A 16,696-nucleotide genomic window follows, 5' to 3' on the forward strand; every position below is an offset into this window, starting at 1 on the left:
CTTTCAACGTTGTGACGCTGTGCCGCCCTCGTCGGTAGACTGCATCCGCACTCACTTGAAATCCCCCGTTATAGCTATTAATCTATGGCTATTGTAGCAGTGAGCACTGACATGCTGAAGGCCACAAAGATACGCATCTACCCCACGACCGAACAGGCGGCATTTCTGAACTGCCAGTTCGGCGCGGTGCGCTTTGTCTATAACACCGGCCTTCGCATCATATCTCATCGCTACCAATACCACGGCCAGTCGTTGAGCGCCAAACACGACATCAAGAAGCTGTTGCCAGTCGCCAAGAAATCGCGCAAGTATGTCTGCCAGCACAAGAGGGATGCCATGCCGTTGAGCGTCCGGTCGTGGGAATGCCCGGCCTGCCACACACAGCATGACCGGGATATCAACGCGGCGCTGAACATCAAGCATCAAGGCATAGTAAAGTTGAAGGCGGAAGGGCTGTCCGTCTCTGCCCATGGAGGCTTGCGTAAGTCCGGCACATCGCCGGCTGCTGCCTGAGAAGTGGGAAGCCTCGCCCGTGGCGCGTCAGCGCTTAGGGCGGGGAGCAGTCACGTGTCTGGTTCTAATCGTTCCGCCCGCTCTGGAAAATTCAGCGCCAGCACCCGCAGGGCATCCCCGGCCAGATCATCCAGGTGCAATTGACGGTAGGCCTTGACCATGATCTCCAGGGCATCGGGTACCGCTTCGGCTCCCGCATAGCGCTCCAGCACATAGCGACCTCGCTGGGCTGCCGCCAGCCAGGCCCCCCGACGCATGTAAAAATCGGCGACATGAAGCTCATGGGCTGCCAGTTGATTTCTTAGATGCACCATGCGTTGCCGGGCGTCCTCAGCATAACGGCTGTGAGGAAAGGTGCGGACCAGGGTGCCAAAATCCTCAAATGCCTGTTGCAGGGGGACCGGATCGCGGCGGGCCTGATCCTGGGGGAACCAGCGGTTGAGGGCACTTTGATCCCGTTCGTAGTTGATCAGGCCCCGCAGATAATAGGCATAATCCACATGGGGATGGCGGGGATTCATCTGGAGAAAACGGTCCACTGCCGCCAGGGCCATTTCCGGCTCCTGGGCCTTGTAGTAGGCATAGGCAATTTCCAGTTGTCCCTGCTGGGCATGACGACCAAAGGGGAAGCGGGCTTGCAGAATTTCGTAATATTCCACAGCCTGCTGGAAATTTCCCCGCCCCAGGGCGGCCTGGGCTTCTTCATAAAGCTGGCTGGCGGACCAATCCTGGGTAGGGTCCTGGCGCAGGGAAGCGCAGCCTGAAACCAGGACGGTGATGAACAGGACAATCAGGGCTGAGCGAAGTGCTGTCATTAGGGACACGAAGACGGGAAGGTAATTGAGGTGATGGTGAGTATAACTGACGTCTATCGGGATTACGCATGACCACTACCATTGAGCTGGCGGGAGACATTCCCTGCGAACTGGCCGGTAAACGTCTGGATGCCGTATTGGCACAGATGTTCCCGGATTATTCCCGGGGCCGTATCCAGCAATGGATCGAGGCGGGGGCGGTGGAAGTGGCCGGAGTGCAGCCGCGACTGCGACAGAAAGTAAACGGCGGGGAGTCTGTGCGGATTCATGCCACCCTGGACCTGCCGGGGCGGGATGTGGCCGAGGATTTGCCTCTGGACCTGGTGCATGAGGATGAGCATCTGCTGGTGATCAACAAGCCTGCCGGGCTGGTGGTGCATCCTGCGGCAGGACATCCCCAGGGCACCCTGGTCAACGCCCTGCTCCACCATGCCCCGGAACTGGCTCATCTGCCCAGGGCCGGTATCGTTCATCGTCTGGACAAGGATACCTCCGGCTTACTGGTGGTGGCCCGTACCCTGGCTGCCCATACAGATCTGGTGCGTCAGTTGCAGGCCCGCACCGTGGGCCGCCAGTATCTGGCCCTGGTACAGGGCACCCTGGTGGCGGGAGGAACCATTGATGCCCCCATTGGTCGGCATCCGGTGGACCGCAAGCGGATGGCGGTGACTCCCGGCGGTCGGGAGGCCATCACCCATTACCGGGTAGACACCCGGTTTCCCTGTCACACCCTGTTGCGGGTCAACCTGGAAACCGGGCGTACCCACCAGATCCGGGTCCATCTGGCCCATCGGCATCATCCCATTGTGGGAGATCCGGTTTACGGCGGACGCCTGCGTCGACCTGGGGGGCTATCCGACAGGGCCGGTAAGGTACTGCAGGATTTTCGCCGTCAGGCCCTGCACGCCACCTGCCTGACCCTGGACCACCCGGATGGTTCGGGCAGTCATCAGTGGCAATGTGATCCGCCCCAGGACATGCAAACCCTGCTGGCTGCCCTTGGTGAAGATTGACAGTGATTGCCGCTGGGCTTTTCCTTGTCCTGGGCAGGCGTTATCATAAGCGGTGTCTTCGTCGATCCGGGATTGACCGGTTCACGAGGGCCTATGTGAGGCAACAGAGGCTTAATTGTCGATGGACAGTTGTTGTAGAGGCATGCGTGGTGAGGCCGTCATTGGCCGCGAACCGGCATGTGATCGCGTCCGTAGGGTTTCCCTCCCGCGGTAATTCACCGCATCTTTTCGGGCATCCCTGACGGACCGTTTCATGTCGGTCATGATCAGGGAAGCCGGTGTCTGCATCATCCCCAGGTTCCTACCGCCGCTGGACACCTTGTGTCCCCGGTCAAGGGTGAATGCCTGCCGACCTTCTGCCCCGGTTTTACCGGGTTGGGTCGTTGTCCTGTCCTTGGTCTCTCCCCATGCCGTCCACGGCCTTGTCAGGCCGTGCCCCGTGCACCCCGACCGTCTGCTCCGGCAGACAAAGGAGACCCCCATGACCCGGATAATCAACCATATGGGCCGCCTGATGAACCAGGTACTCAGAACCCTGGAATCCCCGGCCCGTCCCCCTGCTGAAAGCTATCCCGTGGCTGAAGCCATTCGCCGGGGCGATTTTGGCAGCGCCCGGCTGAATTTTCTCAAGCTGCCCCGTCAGTCCCAGATCCGGATGCTGCAGACCATGGATCAGTCGGCCATCCGGCGTCTGACCCTGGGATTGCCCGATACGACCCTGGCTCACCTCTGCGCCCAGGGGCCGGCGCCTTTGGGAAAAACCATTGTCGGTGCCCTGCCTGAGGGTCGGCGCCGGGGTGTTTCCCTGATGTGCGAACAACATCGCCGTCAGCACTCGTGATATCCGCCGGCGCTTGACGCCGGCCTTTGACAGTGCATGATCAGTACTTCTCGCAACCGGGCCAAGGCATGGAACTGACACGGATTTACGATCTGGACGAACTGAACGAGCATCTCGCCCAGAACAATCTGGCTGCAGTGCGCAGCTGGCTGGATGACATGCGCATCCAGGATATCGCCCAGGACTTGATGCTCCTGGATGACCAGGTGCGGCGGGATGTGTTTCGTTTGCTGCCTCCGGGGCGGCGGGCGGATGTCTTTGCCTATCTGGACCCCCTCCATCAGTTACAGCTTATTCGCCAGGTTTCGGTGGATGAAGGCCGTTATCTGCTCTCGGAGATGTTGCCGGATGATCTGACCGCCCTGCTGGAAGATTTGCCCAAGGACGAGGTTCGGCACTTACTGCGCCTGTTGCCGTTTCGCTCCATTCGCCGCGCCCTGACCCTGCTGGGGTATCCGGAAGACAGTTGCGGTCGCCTGATGACCACGGCGGTGGTGAGTGTGCGACCGGACTGGCTCATGGGACGCGCCCTGGATCATTTGCGGGTACAGGCGGGGCGAGGGGAAACGGTCAACCTGATTTACGTCACCGACGAGGAAGGTCGCCTGCAGGGGGTACTGGCCCTCAAGCATTTTCTCAAATCCCCCATGGACGTGACGGTAGCCTCCCTGATGACCGGCCAGGTGGTATCCATTGATGCCCATGCGCCCCAGGAAAAGGCACTGCAGATGATGCGCCATTATGATCTGCCGGCCCTGCCCGTGGTGGATCAGGATCAGGAACTGCTGGGCATCATCACGGTGGACGACGTGCTGGACGTGGAGCAGGAAGAAAGCACCGAAGACTTCCAGAAGATGGGGGCCATGGCCAGTCTGACCCTGAGCCTGCGTCAGGCGTCCCCCTGGTTGCTCTATCGCAAGCGGGTGGGCTGGCTACTGATCCTGGTGGCGGTGAACATCATCGGTGGCTTTGTCATTGCCGGTTATGAGGAAGCCATCGAGGCTCTGGTGGTGCTGGTCTTCTTTTTGCCGCTGATCATTGACAGTGGCGGCAATGCCGGCGCCCAGTCTGCCACCTTGATGGTACGTGCCCTGGCCACCGGAGATGTGCATCCCCGTGACTGGTTGCGTCTTTGGGGCAAGGAACTGGGGGTGGCCACGGCCCTGGGGCTGACCATGGCCCTGGCGGTGTCTGGCCTGGGCCTCTGGCGGGGCGGGATGGACATTGCCATGCTGGTATCGGTGGCGATGCTGCTGGTGGTGGTGGTAGGCAGTCTGGTGGGGATGATTCTGCCCTTTATCCTCGCCCGTCTGCGTCTGGACCCGGCCACTGCCAGTACTCCCCTGGTGACGTCCATCGCTGACGTGGCGGGCATCATGATCTATTTTGGCCTGGCGGCCACCTTCCTGGGGCTTCATGGACAATGACTGATTCTTTCAACCCGGCCCATGTTCTGGAACAGGTGCAACAGCAGGCGTGGGAGGCGCTCAAGGCCACCATGTCCACCCTGCAGAATCAGGACGTGGCCGCCTTGATCCAGGCCCTGCCCGCCGAGGAGTGGGTGACCGTAATCCGGTTGCTGCCGTCGGAGCGGATGCCGGATGTGTTCTTTTACCTGAATCCAGAGCAGCAGGCGCCGATCCTGGCGGCGTTGAGTGACGATGAAAATACCCGTCTGCTGACCGCTTCTTCCTACGACGATGTGGCGGAATTGCTGGAACATCTGCCAGCCCCGGAATCTACCCGCCTCATGGCCCTGCTGCCCCGGCCTCGACAGCGGGTGGTCAGAGGGCTGTTGAACTATCCCCCTGACAGTGCCGGGCGTTTGATGACCCCGGAATATGTGGCCGTGCGACCGGACTGGACCCTGGAAACCACGCTGTCCTGGCTGCGGGACAACTTTGCTCAGGGGGAAACCATCAACGTGGTGTTCGTGACCGAGGCAGACGGACATTTACTGGGGGCAGTCAAACTCAAGGACATCCTGTTTGGCCCACCCCGCCGGCGGATGGACAGCCTGATCAAGGAGGCTGCGATCCGGGTCCAGGCCCAGGCTGACCAGGAGGAAGCCGCTCGCCTGATCCGCCATTATGATCTGGAAGTATTGCCGGTGGTGGACGAGCGTGAAGTGCTGGTGGGGATCATCACGGTGGACGATGCCCTGGACGTGCTGGAAGAAGAAACCACCGAGGACTTTTTGCGCATGGGTAGCGTGGGCGCCATTGTGCCCGGACTCAAGGACGCGGCCATGAGCCTGCTCTACCGCAAGCGGGTGGGGTGGCTGGTGATTTTGGTGTTTGTGAACGTCTTTAGCGGGGCGGCCATCGCCGTGTTCGAGACCGCCATTGAAGCTGTGGTGGCCCTGGTGTTCTTCCTGCCTTTGGTGATTGCCACTGGCGGTAATGCCGGCTCCCAGGCGTCTACCCTGATGGTCCGGTCCCTGGCCACCGGAGATGTCCAGTTGCGGGACTGGCTTGGTCTGTGGGGTAAGGAACTGATCGTCTCCGTTGCCCTGGGAGTGACCCTGGGTCTGGCGGTCTGGGGGGCCGGGATCTGGCTGGGAGGGCCAGATGTGGGATTGGCCGTAGCCGTGGCCATGGTGCTGGTGGTGATCTTCGGCAGCATGATCGGGATGTTGTTGCCGGTGATTTTGACCCGCCTGCGCCTGGACCCGGCCACCGCCAGTGCGCCCCTGATCACGTCCATCGCCGACGTGGGCGGTATTTTGGTGTATTTCTCCGTGGCCACCGCCATTTTGCAGTTGGGTTAGGATCAATGGCGGCTGTCTATCGCCGCCATTCATGCTAGATTAGCAAAAGCTAATATGGAGACCCTGCCCATGGTTCGTCCCGGCCCCCGCTGGCTGCTTGCTGGCCTGTTCATCCTGTCGTTTGTTGCCGCTCCGGTTGCCGCCGATCCGGCCACCGTCCCTGCCACCCGTCATCTATTGCCCGCCGAGCAGATTTTTGATGGCCGGGTGGAAGCGGTGCAGCAGGCCACGGTGTCGGCCCAGACCAGTGGCCGGGTGACGGCGGTGCGGTACGACGTGGATGATTTCGTCGAGGCGGGGGCGGTCATCATCCAGTTGCGGGACACCGAACAGCGTGCCCGTCTGGATCAGGCCGAGGCGGGCCTGCGGGAAGCCCAGGCCCGTTTCAACGAGGCCAGGGCCGAATTTGAACGGATACAGGGCATCTTCGAGCGCCAGCTCATCTCCCGCGCCGAGATGGACCGGGCCACCGCCGCCCTGGAATCCGCCCGCGCCCGCCTGGAATCTGCCCGGGCCGCCCGGGCCGGCGCCCAGGAGGCCCTGGAGCATACCCTGGTGCGCGCCCCCTACGCGGGCATCGTCACCCGGCGTCATGTGGAAGTGGGCGAGAGCGTCAGTCCCGGTCAGCCCCTGCTGTCGGGCATCTCCCTGGAGTTTCTGCGGGTGACCACGGAAGTCCCCCAGCGCTTCATCAACCCGGTGCGTCGCTATCAGAGCGCCCGTATCCTGCTGGAGGACCAGCCGCCGGTGACCGTCAGCCAGCTCACCTTCTTCCCCTATGCCGATCCGGCCACGGCGGCGTTCCGGGTCCGGGCCGAACTGCCCGACCGGACACCGGACCTGTTTCCCGGCATGTTCGTGAAGGTGGCCTTCACCGTGGGGGAACGAGAGGCCCTGCTGGTGCCCGCCTCGGCGGTGGTTCGGCGCAGCGAGGTCTCCGCGGTCTATGTGGTGGATGATCAGGGCCGGATCAGCCTGCGCCAGGTGCGCACGGGCAGAACGGAAGCCGACGGGCAGGTGGCCATCCTGGCGGGTCTGTCGGAAGGCGAGCAGGTGGCCCTGGATCCCGTCGCCGCCGGCGTGGCCCTCAAGACCCGGCAGCGGGAGGCGGCACGATGAACCAGGCTGCAACGGACGCCGGCGCCATGGGGATCTCCGGCCGTATCGCCAAGGCTTTTCTCACCTCCCAGATCACGCCCCTGCTGGCGCTGGTGGCTCTGCTGATGGGGCTGTTCGCCATTTTGGTGACTCCCCGGGAGGAAGAACCCCAGATCAATGTCACCATGGCCAACGTGTTCATTCCCTTCCCCGGTGCCTCGGTGGAGGAGGTGGAGCAGCTGGTGAGCATCCCGGCCCAGCAGGTGCTGTCCGAGATCGAGGGCCTGGAGCATGTCTACTCGGTATCCCAGCCCGGCCTGTCGGTGATCACGGTCCAGTACCAGGTGGGGGAGCCTCGCACCGATGCCATCGTGCGGCTCTACAATCAGGTCTTTTCCAATCAGGACTGGCTGCCCCAGGGGTTGGGGGTGGGGCAACCCATCATCAAGCCCAAGGGGATCGATGATGTGCCCATCCTGGCCTTCACCCTCTGGACCAAAGACCCTGCCCGGGGTGCCCATGAGCTGCTGCGGGTGGCCCACAGCCTGGAAACCGAACTCAAGCGGGTGCCGGGCACCCGGGACATCTACACCATCGGCGGTCCCGACCATGTGGTTCAGGTGCGGCTGGACCCCCAGCGGGTGGCCGGTTTCGGCCTGAGCCTGGAGGACCTGCGTCATGCCCTTCAGGCCGGCAATGTCTCCCGCGATGCCGGGGCGCTGGTGCGGGATGACCTGGAGATCCCCCTGCAGGCCGGCCGGTTCCTGTCCAGCGAGGCGGAGGTGGCCGCCCTGGTGGTGGGTGTCCACGAGGGCAGTCCCGTCTACCTGTCGGACGTGGCCCAGGTGCGTCAGGGGCCGGCCACGCCGGACAATTACGTGCGCTTCGGCTGGGGCGTGGGCGCCGGCAACGACTTCGTGCCGGGCCTGACCGAACCGGCGGTGACCATTGCCGTGGCCAAGCAGCCGGGGACCAACGCGGTGGAGATCGCCGACCGGCTCATGACCCGCATGGCGCAGCTCCAGGGGACCCATATCCCCGAAGGGGTGGAGGTCACCGTCACCCGCAACTACGGCGAGACCGCCGACGCCAAGGCCCGGACCCTGATCCAGAAGCTGATCCTGGCCACCGCCTCGGTGGTGCTTCTGGTGTGGCTGGCCCTGGGCTGGCGGGAGGCGTTCATTGTTGGCACCGCGGTGGTCATCACCCTGGCCCTGACCCTGTTCGCCTCCTGGGCCTATGGCTTCACCCTCAACCGGGTGTCCCTGTTTGCCCTCATCTTCTCCATCGGCATCCTGGTGGATGACGCCATCGTGGTGGTGGAGAACATCCATCGCCACATGCAGATGGGCAAGAAGACACTGCTGGAGGCCATTCCCCTGGCGGTGGACGAGGTGGGCGGTCCCACCATCCTGGCCACGTTCGCCGTTATTGCGGCCCTGTTGCCCATGGCCTTCGTCTCCGGGCTGATGGGGCCTTACATGAGCCCGATTCCCATCAATGCCAGCATGGGCATGCTGCTGTCCCTGGCGGTGGCCTATGTGGTGACACCCTGGATGACCTACAAGCTGTTGCGGCGTCAGGCGGAACAGCAACCCCCGGCACAGGGGGGCAAGGGTCATGAGGGCGGCGAGGATGCCGCCGGCTGGATGCAGCGGGGTTCCGAGGCCATCCTTGGCCCCTTCCTGCGGGGCAAGGGGGCGCGGATGCGCCGTTGGGGCCTCTACGGGAGCATGGTGCTGTTGATCCTGGGTTCCGTGTCCCTGGCCTATTTCCAGGTGGTGGTGCTCAAGATGCTGCCCTTTGATGACAAGTCCGAATTCCAGGTGGTGGTGGACATGCCTGAAGGCACCAGTCTGGAGCGCACCGCCCGGGTGCTGGGAGAACTGGGGGAATATCTGGCCACGGTGCCGGAAGTGCGGGACTACCAGATCTATGCGGGCACCGCCTCGCCCATCAACTTCAATGGTCTGGTGCGCCAGTACTACCTGCGGGAGGGCGGACATCTGGGGGATATCCAGGTGAATCTGGTGGATCAGAAGGAGCGTCGTCGCCAGAGTCACGAGATCGCCCTGGACGTGCGCGGTCCCCTGCAGGAGATTGCCACGGGCCACGGCGCCGCCCTGAAGGTGGTGGAGGTGCCGCCGGGGCCGCCGGTGCGTGCCCCCATCGTGGCGGAAATCTACGGCCCCGATTACGAAGGTCAGATCCAGGTGGCCCGTCAGGTCAGGGCCCTGTTCGAGTCCACCGAGGGGGTGGTGGATGTGGACGACTCGGTGGACTATCCCGGTCCGCGCCTGATCCTGGAAGTGGACCGTGAAAAGGCGGCCCGGCTGGGTGTGGCCCAGGACCAGATCGCCCACGCCGTGGACACGGTGATCCGGGGCGAGGACGTGAGCTTCCTGTTCGGTGCCGGGGTCAAATACGCCGTGCCCATCCGGCTGGAATTCGACGCCGCCGACAAGGCGGAGCTGGACACCGTGCTGGCGTTGCGGGTACGGGCCAGGGACGGTGCCCTGGTGCCTCTGTCGGAGCTGGTCAACGTGGTGGAGACCACCCGGGAGCGGTCCATTCATCACAAGGACCTGCTGCCGGTGGTCTATGTCACCGGCGACATGGCCGGGCGTCTGGACAGTCCCCTGTACGGCATGTTCGACCTGTTCTTCCAGTTGCGTGACCAGCCCCTGGCCCTGGACCGTCCCCTGGATCAGTACTTCATCAATCAGCCGGAAGACCCTTACGTCTACAGTCTGAAGTGGGACGGGGAGTGGCAGATCACCTATGAGACCTTCCGCGACATGGGTCTGGCCTATTCGGTGGGGCTGGTGCTCATCTACCTGCTGGTGGTGGCCCAGTTCCGTTCCTACGTGGTGCCGCTGATCATCATGGCGCCGATCCCGTTGACGGTGATCGGTGTCATGCCCGGTCACGCCCTGCTGGATGGACTGTTCATGGACGCCAAATTCACGGCCACCTCCATGATCGGCATGATCGCCCTGGCGGGGATCATCGTGCGCAACTCCATTTTGCTGGTGGATTTCATCAATCAGGAAGTGGCCCGTGGGGTGGCCCTGGAAGCGGCGGTGATCCGGGCGGGGGCGGTGCGCACCAAGCCCATCGTGCTCACCGGTCTGGCGGCCATGATCGGCGCCGGGTTCATCCTGACCGATCCCATCTTCAACGGCCTGGCCATCTCCCTGATCTTCGGGGTACTGGTCTCCACGGTGCTCACCCTGCTGGTGATCCCGGTGCTGTACTACAGCTATCTGAAAGGGCGCACGGGCTGACGGGGGGCGCCCCCCCGTTCCCGCAGCATTCGGGCGGCGCAATGGCCGATGCCGGAGGAACAGCCGGTGGTGCGCACGGATTCAGGGGATGGACTCAAGGCGGGTCTCCTAATACGTCAGCACCACAACCCCATCCTCCACCGCCTCGCCGATGAAGGCGGCGCCGCCCCGCTTGCCGTCCAGCTCCGGGATGACGTTGTCATCATTCAATCCATGTTCTGCCATGGCAGCAGTACAGGCATAGAACTTGACTCCGGCTTCATGAGCGTCTTGCATGAACTCATAAATGGATTTTGTCCGCTGCTTGCCCGCATAAAGATTCTCCGCCACCCCACGTTTGAGCAACTGGGCGGTCTCGGCGGCAAAATAAATCTCCACCTCCAGATCCATGGCCGCCGCCACCGCCGCATGGAAAAACGGTGTCCCCAGGGTGCCGGTGGCCTGAAGGCTGGTGTTGAGAAGCATGATGATGACCTTGTCTGCCATGGTGCCTTGCGCCTTGAAATTAAAAGACTGGAAATTTTCCCAAATATCCCCATATGCAGTCAGGCGCCATTTCTTCGGTGCCACGAAACACTTTGCGGATATAATCCGGACCTGTCCAGATTTCTGCCCTTGGGGTATTGACCATGCCGATCTACGAATACGAATGCAATGCCTGCGGCCACCGCCTGGAGGCTATCCAGAAGTTCTCCGACGCCCCCCTGGTGGATTGCCCCGAATGCCACGGCGCCACCCTGCAAAAGCAGGTGTCGGCCCCCGCCTTCCGTCTGGGCGGCAGCGGTTGGTACGAGACCGACTTTAAAAACGGCAATAAAAAGAACCTCAAGGATGACGGCAAGGCCCCGCCCTGCGGTGCTGACAGCAAATCCGGCGGTGGCGCCGATGCCTGTGCCACCTGCAAGGCCGCAGGCTGAGTCGCCCTGATCCCATGTCCATCACCGGACCCAAGGAAAAATCAGTCACATAGCCTGTGGGTCCGGACGTTTACTCCGGTATGTGGAACCCCTTAACATTAACGGTTTTTCCCAAAACCGAATCAACCAGTGAAGGCAAGACATGCGTACTCATTATTGCGGCACCGTCGATGAATCCCTGCTCGACCAGGAGGTGACCCTGTGTGGCTGGGTCAACCGTCGCCGTGACCATGGGGGCGTCATTTTCGTCGATCTGCGGGACCGGGAGGGTCTGGTGCAGGTGGTGTTCGATCCGGATCGGGCCGAGGTGTTCCGGACCGCCGAACGGGTCCGCAGTGAATATGTGCTGCAGGTGCGCGGCAAGGTCCGCCGCCGTCCCGAGGGCACGGTCAACACCGATCTGCGCACCGGCGCCATCGAGGTGCTGGGCACCGAACTGACTGTACTCAACGCCGCCGAGACGCCGCCCTTCCAACTGGACGAGGACGAAGTGGGGGAGGAAACCCGCCTGCGCTACCGCTACATGGACCTGCGCCGTCCCATCATGCAGACCCGCCTGCGCCTGCGTGCCCAGGTGACCGGAACGCTGCGCCGTTTCCTGGAATCCCACGGCTTCCTGGACATCGAAACCCCCATGCTCACCAAGGCCACCCCCGAGGGTGCCCGCGACTATCTGGTGCCCAGCCGCACCCATCCCGGCAGCTTTTTTGCCCTACCCCAGTCCCCCCAGCTGTTCAAGCAGTTGCTGATGATGTCCGGCCTGGACCGCTACTACCAGATCGTCCGCTGCTTCCGCGACGAAGACCTGCGGGCCGACCGTCAGCCGGAATTCACCCAGCTGGATATTGAGACCGCCTTCATGGATGAAGAGGCCATCATGACCCTCATGGAGGAGATGATGCGGGAACTGTTCGCCCAGGTGCTGGAAGTGCCCCTGCACACCCCCTTCCAGCGCATGACCTATGCCGAGGCCATGCACCGCTACGGTTCCGACAAGCCGGATCTGCGTATTCCCCTGGAACTGGTGGATCTCACCGACGTAATGGCCCAGGTGGAGTTCAAGGTGTTCTCCGGCCCGGCCAGGGACCCCAACGGTCGGGTGGCCGCCCTGCGCCTGCCCAAGGGCGGCGAAGTGTCCCGCAAGGAGATCGACGACTACACCAGCTTCGTCGGTCGTTACGGTGCCAAGGGTCTGGCCTATATCAAGGTCAACGACATCAACGCCGGGCGCGAAGGGTTGCAGTCCCCCATTCTCAAGTTCCTGCCGGATACGGTGGTGGTGGAAATCCTCAACCGCACCGGTGCCGAGGACGGCGACCTGATCTTCTTCGGCGCCGACAAGGCCCGGGTGGTGAATGAGTCCCTGGGGGCGCTGCGGGTCAAGCTGGGCCAGGACCGGGGTTTGGTGGAGCGGGGCTGGCGGCCCCTGTGGGTGGTGGATTTTCCCATGTTCGAGCTGGACGACAAGGAAAACCGCTGGGTGGCCCTGCATCATCCCTTCACCGCGCCGCGCACCGACGATCTGGCGGCCCTGTCCGAGCATCCGGGCCAGCTGGTTTCCCGCGCCTACGACATGGTGCTCAACGGCACCGAGGTGGGCGGCGGTTCCGTGCGTATCCACAACATGGCCATGCAGCAGGCGGTGTTCGGTCTGCTGGGCATCGGCGAAGACGAAGCCAGAGAGAAGTTCGGCTTCCTGCTGGATGCCCTCAAGTACGGTTGCCCGCCCCACGGCGGCATCGCCTTCGGTCTGGACCGTCTGGTGATGCTCATGACCGGTGCCCAGTCCATCCGTGACGTCATGGCCTTCCCCAAGACCCAGACCGCCGCCTGCCCCCTGACCCAGGCCCCGGCCCCGGTCAGCGAGGCCCAGTTGCGGGAGTTGGGTATCCGGTTGCGGCCAATGGGTGGGGACAAGAAGGAAGCCTGATCCCTCGCTGTGGCATGGGTAAAACTCCCCTTTCCCATAGGTGAAAGGGGAGCAGCAGACCCAGATCCAGCAGGGCCAGATCAAGCAGACAAAAAAAGGGTGCGGAGGTTTTCCTCCGCACCCTTTTAACTTCCAGTGCATGCCTTCCGGTCAGGCGACCTTGGGCAATGCCATCGGTATGGGACCGATGATTAGAAGTTGTGGGTCACGCCGATCTGGAAGCCGGAGACATCTTCGCCAGCAACCACTGCACCAACGCCCTTGCCCTTGCCGGAGCCGGTCAGGCCATATCTGCCTGCATCATCGTTGTCAGCCAGCGCGTAAACTGCATAGATACCGGTACGACGGGAGAAGTTGAAACCACCACCCAGGGCGTACATCTTGGCGCCATTGTCGGTGGTCAGTTCATCGGCAAAGGTGTAGGAGGCCATCAGGTAAGCCTGACCGAAGCTGTAACGGGCGCCCAGATGGAAGGCGTCACGGTCATCCTGGCCATCGTCAATATTCTCGTACATGGCAGCCAGGGTCAGATCGGCGATCTGGTAGGTGCCACCCACTTTCCAGGCTTGTTGATCTTCGCCACCCACGCCGAAGTTGTTGTTCTGCTCATAAGCAACGGCAACGTACATCGGACCCTGGGAGAACACACCCGCCAGAGAGAAGGCGTTTGTGTCGTTAGCATCCGGGTTGTTGTTCGGGGTGTCATCGACGAGGTCGGTGGTGTAAGACGCCATGAACTGCATGCCGCCGAAATCGGGGGTCATGTAGATCAGGGTGTTGTCATTACGACGGTAGAAATTGTTGGCGTTGTTGCCAGTCTGAGCAGCCACATGGTGCATGTCACCCAGGGTATCGGCGAAGAAGTTCAGGCGCAGGGTGGACAGCTTGTAGGGGGTGTCGTGCTTGCCGATGCGCAACTCACCAAAACCACCAGCCAGACCGACATAGGTATTACGAGCCGTCAGGTTGCTACCATCAAATGCGCGACCCTCATTGCCCTGCAGGGCAGCTTCGATCTGGAACACACCACGCAGGCCCATGCCCAGATCTTCAGAACCACGCACACCCAGACGGGAGGAGTTGGAGGCCAGCTGGTGGGAACTATCAACACCATCGTCCACATAGTCCATGGACACATTCAGACGACCGTACAGGGTGGTGTCGGCCATGGCGGCGGCGGGCAGGCCCATGGCGGCAGCCACTGCGAATACGAGTACTTTCTTTTGCATGCTGATGTTCCTCTGCAGAGCGGTTATCGTTGTCACAAGATCTGACGATGTCAGTCCTCCGCCATAATGCAGAAGCCGTGCCAAATTAATAAGTCACTGATTTTTAATGTGTAAAAATACAACACACCATGACAACAAGCCTGACACTGTCATGTCAATGACATGACAAACAGAAGAAATGTTGTTTTTTAGGTACAATTTCTACCCTGCTCAACCCCGAATCTGGAATTTTTCCAGATAGCGATACAAAGTACGCTCGCTGACCCCCAAACGCCGGGCCGCCTCGGAACGATGCCCTCCACTGGCAGCCAGTGCAGCCCTGACACCCGCTTCGGTACATGCGGTACGGACCCGCCGAGGTTGGGCGCTCAACCCGGTATCGGCATCATGGGCCTGCCTGGACTGAAAAGCGATATGCTCCGGCAACAACGGCCCCCCGCCCGCCAGAATCGCCGCCCGGGTCATGATGTTCTTCAATTCACGCACATTGCCCGGATAGTGATGGGACACCAGCAAATCGGTCACCGGCACGGACAGGGGCAAATGGGATGCACCGCCCTCCACCTCCCTTAAAAAATATTCCGCCAGGGCAAGCACATCCTCCCGCCGTTCCCGTAGCGGAGGGATGAAAATGGGAAACGCCGACAACCGATAATACAAATCTTCCCGAAACCCCCCCTGGGTCACCATGGAGGCCAGATCACGATGGGTGGCGGCCACCACCCGGGCATCCACCGGAATATACTCCGTCCCCCCCACCCGACGGATGCGAGAGGTTTCCAGCACCCGCAGCAGTTTGCTCTGCATCGCCAGGGGCAACTCCCCCACCTCATCAATGAACAGCGTCCCCCCCTGGGCCGCCTCGAACAGACCGATCTTGCGCCGGTCCGCCCCGGTAAACGCCCCTTTTTCATAGCCGAACAACTCTGCCTCGATGATCTGCTCCCCCAGGGTGGAACAATCCACCACCACCAGCGGTCCCTGGGCGCGACCGGAACAATGGTGCAGATAATCCGCCACCCGCTCCTTGCCCACACCACTTTCTCCCAGCAACAGCACCGTGGCATGGGTAGGCCCCACCCGCTCCACCATCCGCATCAATTCCCGCATGGGGGCAGACTGCCCCACCAGGCGCACATTCTCTGAGGATCCGGAGACCGTTGCCGCATCGGGATACAGCAGCAGACCAAAAAAATCCCCATCATCACCCGAGTGCCGGGTCATTCGAATATTCAGACGCTGGCGCCCCCGACCGCCATAGACCAGCACCGACACAGACCGGGACATGGATTCCGGGCTGGCCAGTGGACAACGCCCTGCCCCGGCACAGTCCCCCGGCACCCCCAGAAAAAACTCACCACAACCCATCCCCTGCAACGCCTCGCGGGACAAGGACAGGCAATCCAGGGCCGCCCTGTTGGCCGCCAGCAGGCGATGGTTGCCATCAAGGATCACAAAGGCATCGGGAATCAGTTCGACCACTTGATCGAGGGTGGGCGCGGCAGCGGCGTTGGGGCGGTTGTTCAGGGTCAGCATGGCGGGGAGGTATTCCATCAAAAATTCGGCGCGGGTGCTCCCACCATAGCCCATCGGGCTTGGTGGGAGGGGAAGCGCCGGAACGAAAAAAGGCCCCACAAAGGGGGCCTTTTTATCAATATGGCTGGGGGACCAGGATTCGAACCTGGGTTGACGGAGTCAGAGTCCGTAGTCCTACCGCTAGACGATCCCCCAATAAAACCGAGGCGCAAATCTACAGCATGACGGGGTGTTGAATCAAGCCCCGAAATAAAAACCGAACAACCATCCCACACAAGGCCATCCTGATGGATGGCCCTGGGGCGACTGCAAGCCGTTCCTGTCGCCAGAGATCAGCGCTTGCTGAACTGAGTGGCGCGACGGGCTTTGCGCAGACCCACCTTCTTACGCTCGACCTGACGGGCATCACGAGTCATAAAGCCGTGAGTCCGCATGGCACCCCGCAGATTCTCATCGTACTCCACCAGAGCGCGGGCAATACCCAGACGGATGGCACCGGCCTGACCGTTGGCACCGCCGCCCTTCACCGTAGCCACGATGTCGAAACGATCCAGGCTCTCGGCTACTTCCAGCGGCTGACGGACCACCATGCGGGAGGTCTCACGCCCAAAGTAGACATCCAGGGGCTTGTTGTTAACAGTGATCTCGCCCTTACCGGGGCGCAGAAACACCCGCGCAGAAGCCTCTTTGCGGCGTCCGGTTCCGTAATTCTGGGTTGTTGCCATCTCTTGACCTGCCTGTGTGCTG

At 62.0% G+C, this 16,696-nt stretch carries 15 protein-coding genes and 1 tRNA gene; 9 read left to right on the forward strand and 7 right to left on the reverse strand.

Annotated features, from left to right (window positions below; genetic code table 11):
• The first annotated feature begins 111 nt into the window (after window positions 1-111).
• Entirely contained in the window at window positions 112-513 is a 402-nt protein-coding gene (locus tag BMX62_RS00930) for a helix-turn-helix domain-containing protein (protein ID WP_090203069.1), read from the forward strand.
• Window positions 514-563: 50 nt separating this feature from the next.
• Here the strand turns inward: BMX62_RS00930 and BMX62_RS00935 are convergent, their stop codons facing one another.
• Window positions 564-1,328 (reverse strand): outer membrane protein assembly factor BamD, encoded by a 765-nt coding sequence (locus tag BMX62_RS00935; protein ID WP_090202672.1) that lies wholly within the window; start codon window positions 1,326-1,328, stop codon window positions 564-566.
• Window positions 1,329-1,396: 68 nt separating this feature from the next.
• On the opposite strand from BMX62_RS00935, the gene rluD reads away from it, so the two are divergent.
• The 6 genes from rluD to BMX62_RS00965 all read left to right on the forward strand — a co-directional run bounded on the left by rluD (window position 1,397) and on the right by BMX62_RS00965 (window position 10,337).
• Window positions 1,397-2,341 (forward strand): 23S rRNA pseudouridine(1911/1915/1917) synthase RluD, encoded by a 945-nt coding sequence (rluD, locus tag BMX62_RS00940; RefSeq protein ID WP_090202674.1) that lies wholly within the window; start codon window positions 1,397-1,399, stop codon window positions 2,339-2,341.
• 481 nt (window positions 2,342-2,822) lie between these two features.
• Entirely contained in the window at window positions 2,823-3,182 is a 360-nt protein-coding gene (locus BMX62_RS00945) for a hypothetical protein (protein WP_090202676.1), read from the forward strand.
• Window positions 3,183-3,250: 68 nt separating this feature from the next.
• Window positions 3,251-4,609 (forward strand): magnesium transporter, encoded by a 1,359-nt coding sequence (mgtE, locus tag BMX62_RS00950; RefSeq protein ID WP_090202679.1) that lies wholly within the window; start codon window positions 3,251-3,253, stop codon window positions 4,607-4,609.
• Window positions 4,606-5,952, forward strand: a complete 1,347-nt coding sequence (mgtE, locus tag BMX62_RS00955) for a magnesium transporter (protein ID WP_090202683.1) — start codon at window positions 4,606-4,608, stop codon at window positions 5,950-5,952. Before mgtE (BMX62_RS00950) ends, mgtE (BMX62_RS00955) begins: the two co-directional genes overlap by 4 nt.
• Window positions 5,953-6,021: 69 nt before the next feature.
• Window positions 6,022-7,071, forward strand: coding sequence for an efflux RND transporter periplasmic adaptor subunit (locus BMX62_RS00960; RefSeq protein ID WP_090203072.1), 1,050 nt, complete (start codon window positions 6,022-6,024; stop codon window positions 7,069-7,071).
• Window positions 7,068-10,337: an efflux RND transporter permease subunit gene (locus BMX62_RS00965; protein WP_090202685.1), complete on the forward strand. Its 3,270-nt coding sequence runs from the start codon at window positions 7,068-7,070 to the stop codon at window positions 10,335-10,337. Before BMX62_RS00960 ends, BMX62_RS00965 begins: the two co-directional genes overlap by 4 nt.
• On the opposite strand, the gene BMX62_RS13210 is transcribed toward BMX62_RS00965, so the two are convergent.
• Both BMX62_RS13210 and BMX62_RS00970 read right to left on the reverse strand, forming a co-directional pair.
• A complete protein-coding gene (locus BMX62_RS13210) occupies window positions 10,313-10,435 on the reverse strand; it encodes a hypothetical protein (RefSeq protein ID WP_274377147.1) in 123 nt (40 codons plus the stop codon). The genes BMX62_RS00965 and BMX62_RS13210 overlap by 25 nt on opposite strands.
• Before the next feature lie 10 nt (window positions 10,436-10,445).
• Window positions 10,446-10,823, reverse strand: coding sequence for a DsrE family protein (locus BMX62_RS00970; RefSeq protein WP_090203076.1), 378 nt, complete (start codon window positions 10,821-10,823; stop codon window positions 10,446-10,448).
• Window positions 10,824-10,966: 143 nt separating this feature from the next.
• Between BMX62_RS00970 and BMX62_RS00975 the strand changes: the two genes are divergently transcribed.
• Window positions 10,967-11,254 carry an FmdB family zinc ribbon protein gene (locus tag BMX62_RS00975; RefSeq protein ID WP_090202688.1) on the forward strand — a complete coding sequence of 96 codons (288 nt, stop codon included), beginning with the start codon at window positions 10,967-10,969 and terminating at the stop codon, window positions 11,252-11,254.
• A gap of 142 nt (window positions 11,255-11,396) precedes the next feature.
• Window positions 11,397-13,184: an aspartate--tRNA ligase gene (gene aspS, locus BMX62_RS00980; protein WP_090202691.1), complete on the forward strand. Its 1,788-nt coding sequence runs from the start codon at window positions 11,397-11,399 to the stop codon at window positions 13,182-13,184.
• Window positions 13,185-13,375: 191 nt separating this feature from the next.
• Here the strand turns inward: aspS and BMX62_RS00985 are convergent, their stop codons facing one another.
• The 4 genes from BMX62_RS00985 to rpsI all read right to left on the reverse strand — a co-directional run bounded on the left by BMX62_RS00985 (window position 13,376) and on the right by rpsI (window position 16,674).
• Window positions 13,376-14,413 carry a porin gene (locus BMX62_RS00985; protein ID WP_090202695.1) on the reverse strand — a complete coding sequence of 346 codons (1,038 nt, stop codon included), beginning with the start codon at window positions 14,411-14,413 and terminating at the stop codon, window positions 13,376-13,378.
• Window positions 14,414-14,623: 210 nt separating this feature from the next.
• Window positions 14,624-15,967: a sigma-54 interaction domain-containing protein gene (locus BMX62_RS00990; RefSeq protein ID WP_162273481.1), complete on the reverse strand. Its 1,344-nt coding sequence runs from the start codon at window positions 15,965-15,967 to the stop codon at window positions 14,624-14,626.
• Between the two features lie 103 nt (window positions 15,968-16,070).
• Window positions 16,071-16,144, reverse strand: a tRNA-Gln gene (locus tag BMX62_RS00995).
• A gap of 137 nt (window positions 16,145-16,281) precedes the next feature.
• Entirely contained in the window at window positions 16,282-16,674 is a 393-nt protein-coding gene (rpsI, locus tag BMX62_RS01000) for a 30S ribosomal protein S9 (RefSeq protein ID WP_090202699.1), read from the reverse strand.
• Window positions 16,675-16,696: the final 22 nt, after the last annotated feature.

This window comes from Ectothiorhodospira magna, assembly GCF_900110965.1.
GTDB lineage: Bacteria > Pseudomonadota > Gammaproteobacteria > Ectothiorhodospirales > Ectothiorhodospiraceae > Ectothiorhodospira > Ectothiorhodospira magna.

Bases quoted from the DNA above. Each gene is read 5' to 3' on its own strand.
- BMX62_RS00930 (WP_090203069.1), top strand. From the start codon at position 112: ATGCTGAAGGCCACAAAGATACGCATCTACCCCACGACCGAACAGGCG.
- BMX62_RS00935 (WP_090202672.1), bottom strand. From the start codon at position 1,328: ATGACAGCACTTCGCTCAGCCCTGATTGTCCTGTTCATCACCGTCCTG.
- rluD (WP_090202674.1), top strand. From the start codon at position 1,397: ATGACCACTACCATTGAGCTGGCGGGAGACATTCCCTGCGAACTGGCC.
- BMX62_RS00945 (WP_090202676.1), top strand. From the start codon at position 2,823: ATGACCCGGATAATCAACCATATGGGCCGCCTGATGAACCAGGTACTC.
- mgtE (WP_090202679.1), top strand. From the start codon at position 3,251: ATGGAACTGACACGGATTTACGATCTGGACGAACTGAACGAGCATCTC.
- mgtE (WP_090202683.1), top strand. From the start codon at position 4,606: ATGACTGATTCTTTCAACCCGGCCCATGTTCTGGAACAGGTGCAACAG.
- BMX62_RS00960 (WP_090203072.1), top strand. From the start codon at position 6,022: ATGGTTCGTCCCGGCCCCCGCTGGCTGCTTGCTGGCCTGTTCATCCTG.
- BMX62_RS00965 (WP_090202685.1), top strand. From the start codon at position 7,068: ATGAACCAGGCTGCAACGGACGCCGGCGCCATGGGGATCTCCGGCCGT.
- BMX62_RS00970 (WP_090203076.1), bottom strand. From the start codon at position 10,823: ATGGCAGACAAGGTCATCATCATGCTTCTCAACACCAGCCTTCAGGCC.
- BMX62_RS00975 (WP_090202688.1), top strand. From the start codon at position 10,967: ATGCCGATCTACGAATACGAATGCAATGCCTGCGGCCACCGCCTGGAG.
- aspS (WP_090202691.1), top strand. From the start codon at position 11,397: ATGCGTACTCATTATTGCGGCACCGTCGATGAATCCCTGCTCGACCAG.
- BMX62_RS00985 (WP_090202695.1), bottom strand. From the start codon at position 14,413: ATGCAAAAGAAAGTACTCGTATTCGCAGTGGCTGCCGCCATGGGCCTG.
- BMX62_RS00990 (WP_162273481.1), bottom strand. From the start codon at position 15,967: ATGGAATACCTCCCCGCCATGCTGACCCTGAACAACCGCCCCAACGCC.
- rpsI (WP_090202699.1), bottom strand. From the start codon at position 16,674: ATGGCAACAACCCAGAATTACGGAACCGGACGCCGCAAAGAGGCTTCT.